This is a genomic window from Dyadobacter chenhuakuii (genome assembly GCF_023821985.2).
GTDB classification, from domain to species: Bacteria; Bacteroidota; Bacteroidia; order Cytophagales; family Spirosomataceae; genus Dyadobacter; species Dyadobacter chenhuakuii.
Map to the genome: position 1 here is coordinate 3,182,527 of NZ_CP098805.1, position 18,460 is coordinate 3,200,986.

Below are 18,460 nucleotides of genomic sequence, written 5' to 3' on the forward strand. Positions count from 1 at the left end.
AATCTTTTACGCGTTTACATTTTGTACATAGCCTTCCATTACCTTTGTTTTCTCTTCAAGTTTCTGTAAAAAGATTTGTTTATAATATGAAAAAAATCCTGCAAGCCCTTTACATTCTGGTTGCAAGCACTCCCCTCCTTTTCGCGCAGACTTCGGCTGATAACAATCCCGTGGACCTGGTGAACCCGCTGATGGGAACGCAGTCCAAATTCAGCCTTTCGTCCGGTAACACCTATCCTGCCATAGCCCTGCCCTGGGGAATGAATTTCTGGATGCCGCAAACGGGCAAAATGGGTGATGGTTGGGCGTATATGTATGACGCAGAGAAGATCCGCGGTTTCAAACAAACCCACCAGCCAAGTCCCTGGATCAATGATTACGGCCAGTTTTCGATCATGCCTGTTACGGGAAAGCTGAAAATTGACGAGGAAAGCCGCGCAAGCTGGTTTTCTCACAAGGCCGAAGTGGCAAAGCCCCATTACTATAAGGTTTACCTGGCCGATCACGACGTAACGACAGAGATCGCGCCCACGGAAAGAGCGGCGCAATTCCGTTTTACCTTTCCACAAGCCGACAGCTCATTTGTGCTGATCGATGCATTTGACAGGGGTTCTTACATTAAAATCATCCCTGCTGAACGCAAGATCATTGGTTACACCACCAAAAACAGCGGAGGCGTGCCGGCTAACTTCAAAAACTATTTTGTGGTCGTTTTTGACAAAGCATTTACATTTTCCTCGGCATTTCATGGCAAGACATTGGCCAAAGACACTTTGGAACTGAAAGCGGGCCACGTGGGTGCGGTTGTTGGTTTCAAAACAAAAAAAGGCGAACAAGTTGGACTGAAGGTAGCTTCTTCGTTCATCAGTCCGGAGCAGGCGGAGCTTAATTTGCAGCGCGAGATTGCGGGTGACAACTTTGAGGCCACCAAAGAAAAAGGGCGCAAGGCGTGGAACGCGGAGCTGTCGCGTATACAGGTGGAGGGTGATAACAAAGACCAGATCCGCACTTTCTATTCGTGCCTGTATCGTGTGCTTTTGTTCCCAAGGAAGTTTTATGAGTTTGATAAAGCCAACAAGATCGTACATTACAGCCCGTACAGCGGCGAGGTGAAGCCAGGTTATATGTTTACGGATAACGGCTTCTGGGATACATTCCGGGCGGTTTTCCCATTCTTCACATTAATGTACCCAACGCTCAATGCGCACATTATGGAAGGTTTGGCCAACGCTTATGACGAAAGCGGTTACCTGCCGGAATGGGCAAGCCCAGGCCACCGCGATTGTATGATCGGTTCCAATTCTGCATCGTTGATCGCAGATTCCTACATTAAGGGAATCCGCGGTTATGACATTAATAAGCTGTACGAAGCCGTAATCAAAAACACCGAGAATGCTGGCCCGGTGAGTTCAGTGGGCCGTTTCGGTCATGAATATTATAACGAACTCGGTTATGTGCCTTACGACGTAAAAGTGAATGAGAACGTAGCGCGTACGCTGGAATATGCTTATGCAGATTTTTGTATAGCCCAATTGGGAACAGCTTTGAAAAAGCCTCAGAAAGAAGTTGATCTATTTCTGAAAAGAAGCCAGAATTACCGCAATGTATTTGATCCTGAAACGAAATGGATGCGCGGAAAAATGAAGGACGGACAATTTCAAAAGCCATTTAACCCGTTCAAATGGGGCGATGCATTCACCGAAGGGAACAGCATTCACTACACCTGGTCTGTTTTTCAGGATGTTAAGGGCTTAATTGGTTTGGTTGGCGGCAGAGAAGCTTTTGTTCAGAAACTGGATACGGTTTTTACATTGCCCCCTATTTTTGACGATAGTTATTACGGATTCCCCATTCACGAAATCCGCGAAATGCAGATCATGAACATGGGTAATTACGCGCATGGAAACCAGCCGATCCAGCATATGATTTACCTTTATAACTATGCAGGAGCACCTTATAAGGCTCAATATTGGCTGCGCCAGGTGATGAACAAGCTTTATCAGGCAGCGCCGGACGGTTACTGCGGGGATGAAGACAATGGCCAGACTTCGGCCTGGTATGTGTTCTCTTCCCTGGGCTTTTATCCGGTAACACCCGGAACAACGCAGTATGTGATCGGCTCGCCGCTTTTCAAAAAAGCCACATTGACGATGGAAGACGGTAAGAAATTCATAGTCCAGGCTCCGGCATCGAATGATGCCAATTTGTACATTCAGGGCGCTTCGCTGAATGGTAAAACATATGGCAAGACATTCCTGGAACATGCCGACATTCAAAAAGGCGGAACGGTTCAGTTCAATATGGGCGCTCAGCCTTCCAAAACCTGGGGCGTAGCCGCGGATGCAGCGCCATTTTCGCTGACCAAATAGAAGTTATTGCTTTATAATCTGGTCATGCACCAGGACAATTTCCAATTATTCCACTTTTTAGGTCTGGCAAGCCGGGAAGTGGAATAATTATTTGACACAAACCAAAAAACTAAATCAATTAACAATGCAATACAGGAAACTAGGAAACTCTGACCTGGAAGTTTCGGTGATCACTTTTGGTGCCTGGGCAGCCGGCGGCTGGATGTGGGGCGGAACCGAGCGAAGCGAAGCTGTAAAGGCCATCCAGGCTTCATACCATGCCGGGGTTACCTCCATAGATACGGCGCCTGTTTACGGGCAGGGATTAAGTGAAGAAATTGTTGGTGAGGCAATTAAAGACCTGCCCAGGGACAAAGTTCAGATCCTGACCAAATACGGGATGCGCTGGGATCTTACGAAAGGGGATTTTGCCATGCATAGCAAAAACAATGCAGGTGAGGACATCGACATTTATAAATATGCAGCCAAAGACAGCATTGTCAAGGAATGTGAAGACAGCCTGAAACGCCTCGGAACGGATTACATTGACCTTTATCAAATCCACTGGCACGACAAGACCACGCCGATCGAGGAAACTATGGAAGCTGTTTCTCAGCTCATCCAGCAAGGCAAAGTGCGGCATGCGGGCGTTTGTAATTATGACGCAGCACTCATGCGCGAAGCAGCGCAATACATTGATCTCGTTTCGGACCAGGTTCCGTACAGCATGGTGAAGCGTGAAATTGAGAAAGAATTGGTGCCTTACTGCATTGAAAACAACAAATCCATATTGGCTTACAGTCCTTTGGAACGCGGATTATTAACCGGAAAAATGAAGCCGGGCCACAAATTCGCTGCGGACGATCACCGGGCTTCCATTCATTTTTATAAAGATGAAAACCTGGAACGCGTCAATGCATTCCTGGATAAGATCAAGCCCATTGCCGAAACAAAAAACGCAACACTTGGCCAGCTTGTGCTGCGATGGACGGTAGAACAGCCGGGCATCAGCATTGCGCTCGTTGGTGCGCGGGATGCCACTCAGGCATTGCAGAATGCGGCTGCGATCGACATTTTGCTGAGTGCGGAAGAGATCAATACGATCACGACAGAATTGGATAAACTCCAATTAGTTAAATAAGGAGGGAAGGCCGGAAGGCCTTTCTTTTCGCTATCTTTGACATGTTCACCACGAATCAAAATCAGGCATATTTATCCAACATTATGAACAAAAACATTCCTTTCCTTAAAAAATATCTTCCCGTCGCATTGGGAGGTTTACTGCTTACCGCCTCAATCGGATTAATGAGTAACAGCGGTCTTGAACCCGGCAAACTTTCGGAAGCTAACCTGAAAGTCGACACGGTTGCATCAGGACTTACCATGCCATGGGCCTCAGCATTGTTGCCAAACGGCGATATGCTGGTTACTGAGCGCGGCGGAAAATTGCGGCTGGTAACAGGTGGAAAGCTTGATCCCCAGGAAATCACAGGCGTTCCCGAAGTCTTTTACAAAGGACAAGGCGGCTTGCTGGACGTTGCATTGCATCCGGATTACAAAACCAATGGCTGGATTTACATCAGCTATTCTTCCCCAAAAGCAGCGGGTGAAGAAGGTGAAGACGGCGGCGCCAACACTGCCTTGATGCGTGCAAAATTGAAAGACCATGCATTAACCGACATCCAGCCATTGTTCAAGGCCATCCCGAATGTGAAGGGAAGCCCGCACTATGGCGGACGCATTGTATTTGATAAAAAAGGTTACGTTTTCCTTTCCCTGGGCGAGCGCGGACAAAAACAAAATGCGCAGGATCTTGGAAAAGATCAGGGCAAAGTGATCCGCTTGCATGAAGACGGCAAAATTCCCACCGACAATCCCTTCGTAAAAACGGCTGGTGCAAGACCCGAAATCTGGACTTACGGCCACCGCAACCCGCAAGGAATGGTTATTCACCCGACTACGGGCGTGATTTGGGAGCATGAACACGGTCCGCAGGGAGGTGACGAGCTTAATATCATTGAAAAAGGCAAAAATTACGGCTGGCCGCTGATCACTTTCGGGATCGATTATGATAACAGCATTATTTCAAAAGACACCGCACGTGCAGGTCTTGAACAGCCGGTTGTTTATTGGAAACCGTCCATAGCGCCTTGTGGAATGACATTCGTTACGAGCGATAAATTCAAGGATTGGAATGGCGATCTGCTGGTTGGCTCCCTCAAATTCATGTATCTGCAACATTTGGTAGTTAAAGGAAATAAAGTGATCAGCCGCGAAATTATTTTTGATAAAATAGGTCGTGTGCGGGATGTGCGCCAGGCATGGGACGGTAATATTTATGTGGTGCTTGAAAATTCAGGCAAAGTTGTCCGCATCAGCCCAAAATCATAATGAAGAGTGTTTTCGCATTACTAACGGTCGCGGTTTTCTGCTCGGCCATGTTGCCGCAGGACGATGAGCTTGCCAAAAGCATTGAGCGGGGTAAAATGGTGTATTCCGAAAACTGCATAAGCTGCCACATGGGCACCGGCGAAGGCGTAACGGCCACATTTCCGCCCTTGGCAAAATCGGATTATCTGATGAAAACGCCGGAACTGGCGATCAAAGCGATCAAATATGGGCTGATCGGTAAGATTAAGGTGAATGATGTGGACTATGATAACATGATGCCGAACCCGGGTTTGGGCAATGACGAAATTGCCGATGTTACGAACTACATTATGAACACCTGGGGCAACTCGTCCGAAAAGAAAATGATAACGGAGAAAATGGTTGACGAAATCAAGGAGAAGAAATAAGTTAACCAAAAGCTTGATATAGAACAGGATCGCCATAAACGATCCTGTTTTTTTCTTTTTATATAAAACCAAATGCCTGCAACATAGCCACCAACTTCACTATTTGAAATAAATCTAAATAAACGCTTGGTTCGAAAAAATTGCCGAACGATATTTGCCAGCCAAAATATTATTTAGACCAATTTTAAATACAATGCAAAGATTTTACGCTTTTATCCTGTTTATACTTTGTGCAACTGCTGCATTCGCACAAAACGGCAGAATTACAGGCCAGATACTCAGCTCTGACAGCCAACCTGCGGAACAGGTTTCGGTCGGCATTAAGGGAAGTTCCAAAGGCTCCGTTTCCGATGCAGAAGGAAAATTTGTGATCGAAAGAGTGAAACCAGGCAATTATACCCTGCTGTTAAGCTTCGTAGGACTGGAAACGCAGGAAAAATCGGTGGAAGTGGTTGCCGGCGAAACGGTGAATGTTGCATTCACGCTTTCGGAAAGTGCTAACCAACTGTCGGAAGTGATTGTAAAAGGTGGAAACCCTTACAAATCTGACCAAGTCTCTTCGAGCTTGAAATTGCTTACTCCTATTTTGGAAACACCTCAGAATGTACAGGTTGTAACCTCCAAAGTTTTGGCCGATCAGCAGATCATCAGCATGAGCGACGGTTTGATCCGGAATGTAAGCGGTGCTACCCGCCTGGAACACTGGGGCGATCTGTACGCCAACATTACCATGCGCGGCTCGCAGATCCAGGCTTTTCGCAATGGGTTTAATGTTGTCAGCTCATTCTGGGGACCGCTTACCGAGGATATGAGCTTTGTGGACCACATTGAATTTGTAAAAGGCCCTGCTGGATTTATGCTGGCAAATGGTGATCCTAGCGGCCTCTATAATGTGGTTACCAAAAAACCAACTGGTGAAACAAAAGGTGAAGTGTCGCTGACAATGGGCAGCTTTGACTTTTACCGCGCAACATTGGACCTGGACGGAAAACTGGATAAAAGCGGAAAACTGCTTTACCGCCTGAACCTGGCCGGACAGAATAAAAACTCGCACCGCCCTTACGAATATAACAACCGTTACAGCATTGCCCCGGTCATTTCCTACCAGATCGATGATAAGACGAAACTGACGGCGGAATACACCATGCAATATGCAAAAATGTCGGATGTTGGCTCCTATTACGCGTTCACGACAGACGGTTACGCGACATTGCCAAGAAATTTCACGGCTATGCCTCCGGGACTGGATCCCACGAAAATCAAAGATCAAAGCCTTTTTGTAAACCTGCAACACCAAATCAACAGCGACTGGAAGCTGACAGCGCAAGTCGGTTATTTCAACTATAATCAAAAAGGGTCCAGCATGTGGCCGGATTCCATCAGCGAGGATGCTCGAATGGTAAGGAGCGTGGGGATATGGGATGCAAAAAGTGAAATGACACTTGCACAAACGTTTATTAATGGTTCGGTAACGACCGGCGGCGTGCAGCACCGCATATTGGGCGGGATCGACATTGGGACAAAAAACTATTTTGCAGACTGGTCGCAGACGCACGCGCTGGATACACTAGGCGCGCTGTTTGACCCAAAAAATCCATATTATTCAACGCCCAACAATGGTTACCCGGTGTGGGACCGCTCGCTGAACCTGGAAGCAAGAGCTGTAAACGGTGGTGGAACCATGGACCAGAAATACACTGGAATCTACTTGCAGGATGAACTTGGTTTCATTGATAACAAGATCAGGCTGACATTGGCCGGGCGTTACACGCACGTGAGCCAGTCGTCGTGGGGCGGTGCGCCGGATAAAGCCAGCCATTTCACGCCGAGAGTTGGATTAAGTATTTCAATTGATAAAAACACTTCGGTGTATGCGTTATATGATGAAGCATTTTTACCGCAATCCGGAAGGATCAGAGGTGGCGGCAATGCCAAACCCATTACCGGAAGCAACCGTGAACTTGGGGTGAAAAGAGATTGGGCGGAGGGACGCTGGAACACAACCGTCTCGGTTTACCGGATTGTCAAAAGCAATGAGCTGACACCAGATCCATTCAGCCCGAACAACTCAGGAATTAGTGTTGTGTTTGGTCAAAAGCGTGCCCAGGGAGTAGAATTCGACCTTCGCGGATCCATTGTAAAAGGACTTAATCTGACGGCAAACTACGCCTATACCAATTCGGAAGTATCGAAAGTGAACGAGGGCGTCCAGACATTTACTGTTGGCGACGTAATCCCGGGGTTTGCCAAGCACACGGCAAACGGCTGGCTAAGCTACACATTACAGCAAGGCGCAGCTAAAGGGCTCGGCGTGTCCGGTGGTTTTACGTATCTGGCGGACCGCGCTACGGCTACATGGAGCCTCACGAATGACAAACAGAACCTGCCGAATTACTTCAAGCTGGACGGTGGACTTTTCTGGGAGAAAGACAAAATCAGACTGACATTGAACGTGTTCAATGTGCTTGATAAATATCTGTACAGCGGAAGTTTCGAGAGTTATATCAATGCCTACTACACACAGTCAGAAGCGCCAAGGAACTATCGTTTGGGGCTAGCTTATAAGTTCTGAGAACATTTATTCAACATATTTTCCGGGCATTCAGCGATCATATGCTGAATGCCTTTTTTTGTTTTCAGACGGCATGCGCCAGCATTAACCTTGCCCCTTTTTTAAATTTATCACTCAGCGCTTCATAAGTTACATGCACTTTTCCATTTGGATCAAACTCCTGCCCGACAGTTGTAAATGCCTTCATATCGGCATAATGTTCGAAGATGCCAAGCGCTTTAAGCCCCATCATAGCAGCACCCACCGCACCGGTTTCGACTGTTTCATTCAATTTTACTTCCTTTCCAAAAATATCCGAAAGCATTTGCACCCAGATCGGGCTGCGCGCAAAACCGCCGTTGGCGTAGATCACATTAACCTTTTGCATTTCCATCAGGATTTTACCAATTCCGAAGAGATTGAGTAGAATGCCTTCCATAACTGCCTTGGCGAAATGTGACCGCGTGTGCTGAATATCGAGTCCGGTGAAGCCGCCGCGCACGGTAGAACTCCAAAGCGGCGCGCGCTCGCCCAGCAGATAAGGGTAGAAAAGCAGTCCGTTAGCGCCTGCATCTATTTTCGAAGCTTCTTCAAAAACCGTGTCAAATTCCTCTTTTGGGAAAAATGTATTCATTAACCATTCAAAAATGACAGCCCCATTATTGGAAGGACCTCCTATAATGAATGTATGCTCATCCAGGACATAGCAGAAAGTCTGCATCTGGGGATCTGAGTAGGGTTTATCAAAACAAATTCTTACCGCTGCGCTAGTGCCGATGGTAACGGCCATGGAGCCCGTCTGAACCGCTCCGCTGCCCAAGTTGGCCAGGCAGCCATCGCTGGCGCCCATGATCAGCGCGGTTCCTCCTGGTAAACCCGCATCGTTTTTCGCGGGCGTTTCTTCAATGTGATACGGAGAAACTGCGGTGGATAATTTCTCAGCCGTCAAACCCAGCTTTTTGAGTGTGTAAGCATCCCATTGCAATTCCCGGATATTGAACATTCCTGTGGCAGAAGCGACCGAGTAGTCAATGACAAATTTGCCCGTCAACCGATAAATAATGTATTCCTTAATGCCGACAAAACGGTTTGCCTTTTTATAGATTTGCGGCTCATGCTTTTTGAGCCAGAGTAACTTACACACCGGCGCCATGGCGTGAACAGGCGTTCCGTTGTTGTAATAGATTTTTTTTCCGACCCTGGAAGTGCGTAGTTTGAGCGCAATGTCGGAGCTGCGGTTATCGGCCCAAATGATGAGTTGCGTAAGCTGCTTTCCGTCCTTATCCAATGCCAGCACACCATGCATGGCTGCACTGAAACTGATGCCCAGCAATTTGTGCCGCCCCGCGCAAGCTTTCACAACGGTTTTGATGGTTTTGCAGGCCGCATCATAAATTTCATCCGGGTTCTGCTCACTCCAGTCCGGGTGCGGATGGTACATTTCATAACTTTCACTGTGTGAGGCCAGAATGTTGCCTTTCACGGAATCGAAAGCGACGCATTTTACATTTGTTGTACCAATATCACAACCTATGATGTAGGGCATTTTGTTAAATTTAGAAGGCATTGACGGGCTAAAACCCAGTCAGGCAGCCCGATTATTTAATTAAAACAAATCAAAAAATCTGAAATCTTGCCAACAACTTGGCACGGATTTGTTATTTTCGCAGAAATAAACGCATTAAGATTTTTATACATCCGACCATGTCCGATACAACACATAACGAATCCAGTTCACTTTCCAGCGGAGTTTACGTTGCAGCATTTATCATTCTGTTCCTGGTGCTGGCTGTACTTGCTGATCTGTTTACCTTTATTTTGGGAACAATCGGACTTGTTATAACATTCGCAGCTTTTTACAGAGATAACAGCCACCACGGCGACGATCACCACTGATATTTCTGAGCTGATCAATCGCTGATTCAAGCTGATTAATCGTTTCAAAAACGTTTCAACGAACGGCCATTTCGGGCATGGATTGTAATATTTTCCATTCCAACTGGCCGTTTGTCATGTCCGACGTCCAGGATTCTTCAAACACACATTGATCCTCCAAGTCGCGATAGTCTGCGGTAACGACATTGCCTTTCAGCAGCAATCGGACAAAGCCATTGTAACCGATCTGATGTCTTTTTATCACTTTCCGCACCCTGCGGTCATAATAACCTATTTTTTCGAGGTCCTTCCCAACAGGCATCGCCGTTTCAACGGGTAAGCCACCGTGACCGATGCAACGCCCATAAGCCTGGGGACCTTTTCCGTTAGTACCAACATTGTACACAACCAGCCTGTGATCATGCCCCCAGAACCACACAACGGGACGTGTTACATTACCCATCAGCTCCCGGATCTGTTCGCCTGGCTTCGCATAATCTTCCCTGAATGATGATATATAAGGATGATGGCTCAGGAAAATGATCCCGCGCTTGTCCTCCGGGTTACCCAGCTGAACAACATCCCTGAGCCACGCCACCTGTTCATCTTTCAAATGACAATCGGGCGGCGAAAGGATCTCTACAAACGGCCTGCCGACGGAAGTATAACCCGTATCAATCCCTATGATGCGCCAATGTTCGTTTTCGAGACAAAAGAACCCGGCTTGTTGCGATTTTTTCACATCGCCTTCCTGAATGTACATAGCAGGCAGCAGGTGCTGGAAAAAGGCATTTCCATTGGAATACATCTCATGATTGCCCGATAAAGCCAAACTTCCCGACGCCCCATAATACCAGGAAGCGTGCGGAGCGGTAAAATTATCTTCAATCTCTTTTGGCGCACCTACGAAGTAAATATCGCCCATATGTATCGTATAATCAGGCGCGTAGCGGGCAACCAAATGCGCGACTGCATCTGACTCCGCCGTATCGCTGGCCCAATCAGACAGCAATGCAATGCTTATTTCATCCCTCGACGGAATAGAAGAATTTAACTTGTAAACGCCCGTATCACCATTCCTCGGATAAGCCTGGTAAGGATGCCGCGGCCCGAAACGACTTTTCAGATAATGCCAGGCAAAACCCAGCAGATTGGTTTTGAAGAAGTTAGAAACAACATTGGTTGCACTGGATGTATCCTTAACGTGCTTTTCGTAAAGTTCAAGTTGGGTTTTTGCATGATTTTCGGCTTCGCTGTGACCAAGGTCCAGATACTTTTTGGTTCGGTCTTCTGCTGACTCGGGCATATGTAATTCGATATTCGGATGTTAACCGGTAAATAAAATGATTATTGATTACCTTTCCCAAAAAAATTAAACCACCATAAACACAGACTCAAATGAAAAAATTGACTTTTACTCTTATGTTCTTTTTTGCGGCGAGTGCTGCATTTGCACAAACGATGATCGCCAAGCAGGTTGCTGACTGGGAAAGAGCAAAAAAATACACCCAACAATATCTGGATGCAATGCCGGAAGAAGGTTATGCTTTCAAGCCCACACCTGAAATCCGCTCATTTGCGGCCCAGATGGACCATATTGCAGATGCTAATTTTGCATTTGTTTCGGCCGCATCCGGTAAAAAAAGTCCGTTTGAGGGTTCAGCAGAAAAAATGACAGATCAATCGAAAGCTGCTGTTTCTAAGGCGGTTATGGAAAGCTATGATTTTGTTATCAACACATTGAAAGGCATGACCGAAGCAGACCTTGCGAAAGACGTGAAAGTATTCGGAATGGATATGAAAGCGGGTGTTGCATTCGAAAAAGCATTTGAGCATCAAACACACCACCGCGGACAGACAACGCCTTACATCCGTATGAAAGGCGCGACGCCTCCAAAAGAAATGTTATTCTAGTCAACAAAAATGGGATCGACGAGATCCCATTTTTGTTTTGCTTCAAGCCTTTGCTTTTGACTTGATATTATAAAGGTTCAATGCAAAGAAGCTGTATAATTTCATAAACGCGGGTGGTATAACAAAGTCGCGGATCACTTCCTTCCTTCGCTGCGGTGAAGGATCTCCATCAGCCAGATATTTCAGCGCATACTTCAATCTTGGCCAGTAAGTTTTGCCATATTCCTTCGAAAACAGCAACTTATAATAGTAAGTGGCAATGTTCTTCTTCAACTTATCATCGTATTTATAGCCCAGCTCCTTATTAATATTGGAATAAAGCTGAATACGGTTGAAAAGGAAATCGGCACCATAATGGTTATCCGCAAAGCTTGCCCCTCCCCTGTTTTTCCTGTAAACCGACATCACTTCGTCGATATAGCCGATAGGGCCACGGGTGGCGAACATGATATTTCTGGGAATATCGCCGCTGGTTGAAAGGTTGGTCCACTCAGGATCAGGATGTTTGGCAAAATCCTCCCGACGGAACATTAAGCTGGACGTCGCGATGAAACAAAGCTCGTCCTCTCCTACCAGGTCCTCCACGGTTATTTCCGGTTTTGAAAGCGTATTTACCAGATAAGGCGGCGCTGCATTGTCGTCAAAAATCACGCGGGCGTTATGGTAACAAGCCGAGTAATGCGGATTTGCGTCCATCATTTCCACTTGTTTTTGAAGCTTATGCGGAGAAATCAGGTAATCGTCGCCGTCAAATTGCGCTATGTATTCGCCTTTGGCGGCTGCGAATGTGGCAAGTGCATTGAATTTACCATTAAGCCCCATGTTTTTCGGATGCAGCAAAAGCCTGATCTTATCTGGAAACCGTTGCTGGTAATCCTTTAATATAGCGGCCGTATTATCCTTGGAGCAATCGTCCCCTACAACAATCTCAAAAGGAAATGTAGTTTGCTGCATTAAAATCGAATCCAGCATTTGGGCTACAAACTTTTCGTGGTTGTAAGTGACAACACACACACTCACTTTTATCATATTCATTAGTCAATTGATGCACGTCTGGCTGTAAATTTAATTTTTTATTCCCGTTTTACCCGAATCATGATATTTTCCGGCGGAGATTGCCACTGTTTCAGCTCGTCAGTACAGACACTAAACTTATAACCCGGTGAAATAAATTCCGTTACCCAACATTAATTTGCTATAATCTACATTTGTGAAAGTTTGACCACGACCATTTTCTTCATGTCTTCAACAGAAACCAACATTAGCATGCCCCTTTTCAGGGCCCCGCATATATTTTCCGGATTCGCCGGCCTTATCGCTGCGGAAAGCACCAGGCACGGTGGCGTAAGCAAAGCACCTTATTCATCATTGAACCTGGGCGGCTCGCAAGACGATCCTGCGGACGTGGCGGAAAACAACATTCGCTTTTTCAATGCATTAAATGTTCCGTTTGAAACCGTTGCCAAGTCGCATCAGGTGCATGATGATAAAATTTTAAATGTCGAAAATCCAGGCCGGTTTGATGGTTACGATGCGCTTATTACCAACAAAACGAACATTCAGCTAGCAGTAACGATCGCGGACTGCACCCCGCTCCTGATCTTTGATCCGGTAACCAGGAGTGTTGCTGCTATCCATGCAGGTTGGCGCGGAACCGTAAAAGGCATTGCAGCTAAAACCATCGCTATGCTCCAAGCAGAGTTCGGCGCAGACCCGGCGAATTGCGTCGCTTACATTGGCACATGCATTGATGATTGTTCATTTGAAGTCGGCGAAGACGTTTCTGAACATTTTGAAGGAAAATATAAACGCTTTGATTCTGAAAAACAGAAGTATTTTGTGGATTTGAAAGCGAGCAACCGCGACCAGCTCCTGGCATCAGGGCTGTCTGAGGAGAACATAGAAGTCTCCCCTTTCTCGACGGTGCTCAACAACGAAGATTACTTTTCCTACCGCTTGGAAAAAGGTTTTACAGGAAGGTTACTGGCGACGATCGGAATGACCGACCGAGGCTAAAAGCAGAAAGACAGCATCCTGGGATGCTGTCTTTCTTTTACTTCCATGTATTTTTATTGAGCTGGTGTTTCTACAACCGGATTTTCCGTTTCCGATGAAGATTGGGTAGTTGGTCTCGAAGCAGCGCGGCCAACGGCTGGCTTAGCATTGGTTGCTTTTACAGCGATCGGTTTAGCAGGAGCGGCAACAGCAGCTTTTGTGGATGCAGCGGCAACGAGCGCAGCAACCTTAGCAGCCTTTTCTTTCTTGCCTTCCTTTTTACCTTTGTCTTTCGATTTCAGCTTTTTCTCTTCATTCTTAGCATCCTTAGCCTGTTTTTTGGCAGTTTCCTTCTCAAACTTTGCTACTTTCTTAGCCAGTTTTTCAGCCGCCTTTTCGATAGACTTCTTTATTTTCTTGGAACCTGCAGAAACTGCAGCGATTTTGCCGGAAAGCGTTTCTGCAATTTCGGTCGATAATTTTTTTGTAGCAGATTTCATAATGTAGTTTTAAATTCTGGTAAAGTTTCTACCCGGTTGAACAAGCAAACGGCCTGTGAACGTGAGGATATATCATTGCATTTATAACCTGCAATTAATGCTTATTAAGCGATAAACACCAAATATCTCGTATTATATTTATGTTATCTTTTTGCTTACAAATTCCCAGAGCACGATTCCAGCGGATACAGACACATTAAAGGAATGTTTTGTTCCAAACTGCGGGATTTCCAGGCAGCCGTCGGCAGCGGCAATAACATTATCCGCGACGCCTTCTACCTCATTTCCAAACACAAATGCGCACGGCTTCTCCATGTTCGGAGCAAAATTTTGCAACATTACGCTCCCTTCCGCCTGCTCCACACACCACACTTCATAACCCTGAGCCTTCAACAGTTTCACCGCATCTTCGGCGCTATCGTTCTTTTCCCAATCCACCGACAACTCGGCACCAATGGCGCTCCTGGTAATTTCCCTGTGCGGGGGACTTTGGGTATAACCACATAAAATGATCTTCTGAGCCCGAAAAGCATCTGCTGTTCTAAAAAAGGAGCCAATGTTGGCCAGGCTCCTGATGTTATCAAGGACAATAACAAATGGGAATTTCTCCGATTCCTTAAATTCTTCAACCGTCAACCGGCCCATTTCTTCAATCTGCAACTTGCGCATCCGCGTTTTCATTGATGTTTCGGCAAACGTACGGGAAAGAAGCAAATTAATTTTTCAAACCCCACAAAAAAACCCCGCACGGCCAAGTGCAGGGTTCAATCTTTTTTCTGAGTCAATTATTTGATCTTCGTGATCAGTTCAACGATGTTTTTAACACCCAGTTTCTCAAAAATCCTAGCTTTGTAAGTACTAACGGTTGAGAGCTGTAGGTTGAGTTTTTCAGCTATTTTAGCGGTTCCTAATCCTTCTTTCAAAAGATTCATTACGTCCGTTTCGCGTGGCGAAAGACTTACGATCGGGTCCGGAAGAAACTCTCTTGGATTGATGAGCCTGTTGATATTCATTTGCTGCATATCTTCGCTCATGTATTTTTTATTATTCAAAACGCTCATAACGGCTGTTTTAAACTCTTCCTCAGGCGCGTCCTTCGATAAATAACCGTCCGCACCGGCTTGGAGATACATTAAACCGTATTGCTGTTCGTCATAGCTTGAAAACATCAATATCCTTATGCCGGGAGATTTTTGACGGATGGTTTCAACCATTTTCGTCGTGTTCCCGCCAGGAATGTTGATATCGAGGATCAGAAGATCGTACGATTTCACTTCAATCTCCTGAAGTATCTTGTCAAAATCGTCTACGTCCGAAATAGTTGAGTCCGGTATCAGTGATTTGAGGAGGTGTTTGGTGCCTATTCTCACTACTGCATGATCTTCGGCAATAAGTATGTGTTTCATGTACGGGTTTGAGTCCAATTAATTAAAAAAATGCAGGTGCCAGTCTATAAAAACCAGGGAATCAACAAAAATAGCAATCAGCATTGTATTAAACATAAAAAATATCAAATTAGTATCTCAATTTTTAACAATTTTGAATAAAATAGTCTCCTGAGGGCCTACTTAAAAGTAAACCATCAGTTACATACTACTAATTAGTCGTTTAGCTTTCAGATTATTTCTCACAACACACACTATTTAGGAAAAACAGATAAACTGGAAGTTTGTCTGGATATTGGAAAAAGCCACTTTTCAAAGACATTGGCTTTTCTGCCTTTTTTATATCTGGAACCGGAGCATTTATCAACCCAGACTGTCGGTCAGATATATGAATTCTCCCTGCTCCGCCAGGATCCTCCGCATGTCATAGCCATTTTTCAATGTATAGAAATGCCTGATAGCAGCTGGATTTCGCCTCCTAACGCTCCATTTGGCGGCATTCAATGCGGTACGGATTGCCAGGAAAGCGAGATTGTCTTTTTTATAAATTGTATTAAAAAGTGGATCAATGATCGCTCAGGAAAACAGCTGACGATTAAAACTGCTCCATGCTGCTATGAAGCTGATCAACAACGCTTATTACACGACGCTTATCTATATACTGGACTTATCCCCGTTCAGGCCTGCGTTAATAGTTATATTAATGTGGATGGCGATGACTTCATTGCTCACATCAGGCCGGCTGAAAAACGAAAACTCAAAAAAGCTGTTCTTGCGGGATTCAGAGCTGGGCCAGCGCATGAAATTTCATCCCAGGTTACTTATGAATTCCTGGCACACTGCCGTGAAAGTAATGGTTACCGCATGCCGTTAACATTATCTCAAATTGAAATATTGAAACACAAATTTCCCGAAGCATATCAGATTTTTACGGTTGTTGACCAGGAAAAGATCATCGCCCTTACCCTGACGGTGCGGGTTAACGATCATATACTTTATAATTTTTTGTGCGGGGATTTACCTGAATACCGCGTTTACAGCCCGGTAGTCATGTTAATGGATCGCGTTTACCAACATTGTCAGCGGGAAAACATCAGGATATTAGACCTGGGCATTTCGCTGGATGGCAATGGGGTCCACAAGCCTTCGCTTAGCAGGTTCAAGAAAAATATTGGTGGGAAAGAATGTTTGAAAATGACTTATGAAATAACTTTCCGCTGATCAGATGCCCAAACAGTTACCATCCCGGTAAAACACGCTCGTGCACGTTTCGATGCCTACAATTGGCGCCATACCAATGAAATCCAGTCTTCGGAAACCTCTTTCTTTCAAATATTCCTTCGCTTTCTGATACCACTCACGTTCCGAATTGTCCAGGATCAGGACGCCATCATTGGTCAGATAATCGACTGCAAAGTTGGCACACTTTACCCTGTTGCGTCCGTCAACAATGATAATGTTATAACGCTCACCAGCATCCTTAACCGCCTGAATGTAAGACTCGCCCAGCGGTTTTTCGATAACTTTTGCATTGCCGGGAAGCTTTGGCTTTATAAGCTTGATCCATTCCGCATCGTGTTCCACAGCCGTAATTTGCTTCACGCGGGCACCATACCAGCGGGTGGAATTTCCGGAACCATATTCAAAAACCACGAAATCAGGCTTCAAACGCGGTTTCAAAAACAATATAAATGGATATGTATACCAGGGAAGCGGATCACCATTTGCGTCAACGGATTGTTTGGTATGAAAACTTCTGAACCAGCCGTACTGCTTCAAAGCACCGTCCAGAAAAAGCTGCACACTGCCACCCAGGCCGATCCCATTAAGCAGATCCCAGGTGTTGTTTTTTATTTTTTTAATCATTTCAAATCCGACGGTTGACGCTTACCGGCACAAACGTACGAATTAATGTACTTTTCTCGCAGAATTGTCACGATGCGATCTGCTGCGCAACCATCCCATAATTCCGGGATCTGTCCTTTTTTACAATGTCCCCCCATTATCTTTCTGGCCAGTTCCACCACGGATTGCGCATTCCAGTCGGGCAGCAGATGATTTGTGCCGGCTTCAACAGTGATCGGACGCTCGGTGCTATCTCTTAATGTAATGCAAGGCACTTTCAGAAACGTCGTCTCCTCCTGAATGCCGCCCGAATCGGTGATGACAAGAGACGCGTTGTTAATCAATGTTAAAAACTCCCTGTGACCCTGAGGTTCAGTAATTTCCAGATTTTTGATTTTTTTCAAATCATGCAATAACCCTTGCGCTTCAAGGCTCTTCAATGTACGCGGGTGGATTGGGAAGATAATGGGATGCAATGCCGATAATCTTCTGATCATGTTTGCGATTTCGAGCATTACCACCGCATTATCCACATTAGCTGGTCTGTGCATGGTCATTAAGATATATTCGTTTTGCCTTACACGTTGCCGCGCATCTTCGGTAACCTGATTCAAACAATGCAGCAGCGAATCGATCATTACATTGCCGACGAAGTGAATCTTTTCAGGCGAAATATTTTCTCTTAAAAGATTACAAACCGCCGACTTCTCCGTTACAAAAAGCTGATCTGCAATGGCATCGGTGACAATCCGGTTAATCTCTTCGGGCATTTTCCTGTCGCCGCTCCTCAGCCCCGCTTCCACATGAACTACGGGAATGTGCATTTTTACTGCCACCAGTGCGCAAGCCAGCGTAGAATTTACATCGCCCACGACCAGCACAATGTCCGGCTTTTCGATAAGGAGCACCTTTTCAAATGCAACCATTATCGCTGCCGTTTGCTGCGCTTGCGAACCATTGCTTACGCCTAAAAAATAATCCGGTTCGGGAAGTTGAAGCTGTTCGAAAAAGATGCCGGACATCCGGAAATCATAATGCTGGCCGGTGTGGACGATCAGGGAATTGATATCCGGAAAGAGTGTGAAAGCGCGGTGCAGCGGCGCGACTTTCATAAAATTGGGACGTGCCCCAACGATATTGATTACTTTCAAGAAATAGTGTGTTTAATTAAGGAAGCAAAGTTATTACAAACATTCAGAGGAACTAATCGGGCTTCGCGGTTAGGCTATCTTCTGGTTTTTGTCTTAAT

General features: G+C 45.7%; 17 protein-coding genes. 9 read left to right on the top strand and 8 right to left on the bottom strand.

The window, feature by feature from the left end:
* Nucleotides 1–86 precede the first annotated feature (86 nt).
* The 5 genes from NFI80_RS13150 to NFI80_RS13170 all read left to right on the top strand — a co-directional run bounded on the left by NFI80_RS13150 (nt 87) and on the right by NFI80_RS13170 (nt 7,718).
* Nucleotides 87–2,369 carry a GH92 family glycosyl hydrolase gene (locus NFI80_RS13150; protein ID WP_235162780.1) on the top strand — a complete coding sequence of 761 codons (2,283 nt, stop codon included), beginning with the start codon at nt 87–89 and terminating at the stop codon, nt 2,367–2,369.
* A 124-nt stretch (nt 2,370–2,493) separates the two neighbouring features.
* The gene (locus tag NFI80_RS13155) at nt 2,494–3,489 is read left to right on the top strand and encodes an aldo/keto reductase (protein ID WP_235162779.1); all 996 of its coding nucleotides are present in this window, start codon (nt 2,494–2,496) and stop codon (nt 3,487–3,489) included.
* 83 nt (nt 3,490–3,572) lie between these two features.
* Nucleotides 3,573–4,739 (top strand): PQQ-dependent sugar dehydrogenase, encoded by a 1,167-nt coding sequence (locus NFI80_RS13160; protein ID WP_235162778.1) that lies wholly within the window; start codon nt 3,573–3,575, stop codon nt 4,737–4,739.
* Nucleotides 4,739–5,146, top strand: a complete 408-nt coding sequence (locus tag NFI80_RS13165) for a c-type cytochrome (protein WP_233795542.1) — start codon at nt 4,739–4,741, stop codon at nt 5,144–5,146. Before NFI80_RS13160 ends, NFI80_RS13165 begins: the two co-directional genes overlap by 1 nt.
* A 193-nt stretch (nt 5,147–5,339) precedes the next feature.
* Nucleotides 5,340–7,718, top strand: coding sequence for a TonB-dependent siderophore receptor (locus NFI80_RS13170; RefSeq protein WP_235162777.1), 2,379 nt, complete (start codon nt 5,340–5,342; stop codon nt 7,716–7,718).
* A 64-nt stretch (nt 7,719–7,782) separates the two neighbouring features.
* Here the strand turns inward: NFI80_RS13170 and NFI80_RS13175 are convergent, their stop codons facing one another.
* The gene (locus tag NFI80_RS13175) at nt 7,783–9,243 is read right to left on the bottom strand and encodes a gluconokinase (protein WP_235162776.1); all 1,461 of its coding nucleotides are present in this window, start codon (nt 9,241–9,243) and stop codon (nt 7,783–7,785) included.
* Between the two features lie 158 nt (nt 9,244–9,401).
* On the opposite strand from NFI80_RS13175, the gene NFI80_RS13180 reads away from it, so the two are divergent.
* Nucleotides 9,402–9,593, top strand: coding sequence for a hypothetical protein (locus NFI80_RS13180; RefSeq protein ID WP_233795539.1), 192 nt, complete (start codon nt 9,402–9,404; stop codon nt 9,591–9,593).
* Nucleotides 9,594–9,648: 55 nt separating this feature from the next.
* Here NFI80_RS13180 and NFI80_RS13185 read toward each other — a convergent pair whose 3' ends face one another.
* Nucleotides 9,649–10,878, bottom strand: coding sequence for a metallophosphoesterase family protein (locus NFI80_RS13185; RefSeq protein ID WP_235158061.1), 1,230 nt, complete (start codon nt 10,876–10,878; stop codon nt 9,649–9,651).
* A 92-nt stretch (nt 10,879–10,970) separates the two neighbouring features.
* Between NFI80_RS13185 and NFI80_RS13190 the strand changes: the two genes are divergently transcribed.
* On the top strand, nt 10,971–11,486 hold the full coding sequence (locus tag NFI80_RS13190) for a DinB family protein (RefSeq protein WP_233795537.1): 516 nt from the start codon (nt 10,971–10,973) through the stop codon (nt 11,484–11,486).
* 42 nt (nt 11,487–11,528) lie between these two features.
* On the opposite strand, the gene NFI80_RS13195 is transcribed toward NFI80_RS13190, so the two are convergent.
* Nucleotides 11,529–12,515, bottom strand: coding sequence for a glycosyltransferase family 2 protein (locus NFI80_RS13195; protein ID WP_235158059.1), 987 nt, complete (start codon nt 12,513–12,515; stop codon nt 11,529–11,531).
* A gap of 210 nt (nt 12,516–12,725) precedes the next feature.
* Between NFI80_RS13195 and pgeF the strand changes: the two genes are divergently transcribed.
* Complete coding sequence (gene pgeF, locus NFI80_RS13200) at nt 12,726–13,502, top strand: peptidoglycan editing factor PgeF (RefSeq protein WP_235162775.1); 777 nt, start codon at nt 12,726–12,728, stop codon at nt 13,500–13,502.
* 53 nt (nt 13,503–13,555) lie between these two features.
* On the opposite strand, the gene NFI80_RS13205 is transcribed toward pgeF, so the two are convergent.
* From NFI80_RS13205 to NFI80_RS13215, 3 genes are all read right to left on the bottom strand, one after another.
* The gene (locus NFI80_RS13205; protein ID WP_235162774.1) at nt 13,556–13,981 is read right to left on the bottom strand and encodes a histone H1/H5 family protein, HCT subfamily; all 426 of its coding nucleotides are present in this window, start codon (nt 13,979–13,981) and stop codon (nt 13,556–13,558) included.
* Between the two features lie 138 nt (nt 13,982–14,119).
* Complete coding sequence (locus NFI80_RS13210) at nt 14,120–14,650, bottom strand: RNA methyltransferase (RefSeq protein ID WP_445438749.1); 531 nt, start codon at nt 14,648–14,650, stop codon at nt 14,120–14,122.
* Between the two features lie 116 nt (nt 14,651–14,766).
* The gene (locus tag NFI80_RS13215) at nt 14,767–15,387 is read right to left on the bottom strand and encodes a response regulator transcription factor (RefSeq protein WP_233795532.1); all 621 of its coding nucleotides are present in this window, start codon (nt 15,385–15,387) and stop codon (nt 14,767–14,769) included.
* A 300-nt stretch (nt 15,388–15,687) separates the two neighbouring features.
* Here NFI80_RS13215 and NFI80_RS13220 point away from each other — a divergent pair, with 300 nt between their 5' ends.
* Nucleotides 15,688–16,587: a GNAT family N-acetyltransferase gene (locus NFI80_RS13220; RefSeq protein ID WP_235162772.1), complete on the top strand. Its 900-nt coding sequence runs from the start codon at nt 15,688–15,690 to the stop codon at nt 16,585–16,587.
* On the opposite strand, the gene NFI80_RS13225 is transcribed toward NFI80_RS13220, so the two are convergent.
* Nucleotides 16,588–17,232: an FkbM family methyltransferase gene (locus NFI80_RS13225; protein ID WP_235162771.1), complete on the bottom strand. Its 645-nt coding sequence runs from the start codon at nt 17,230–17,232 to the stop codon at nt 16,588–16,590.
* Nucleotides 17,229–18,362 (bottom strand): non-hydrolyzing UDP-N-acetylglucosamine 2-epimerase, encoded by a 1,134-nt coding sequence (gene wecB / locus NFI80_RS13230; RefSeq protein ID WP_235162770.1) that lies wholly within the window; start codon nt 18,360–18,362, stop codon nt 17,229–17,231. Before wecB ends, NFI80_RS13225 begins: the two co-directional genes overlap by 4 nt.
* Nucleotides 18,363–18,460 lie beyond the last annotated feature (98 nt).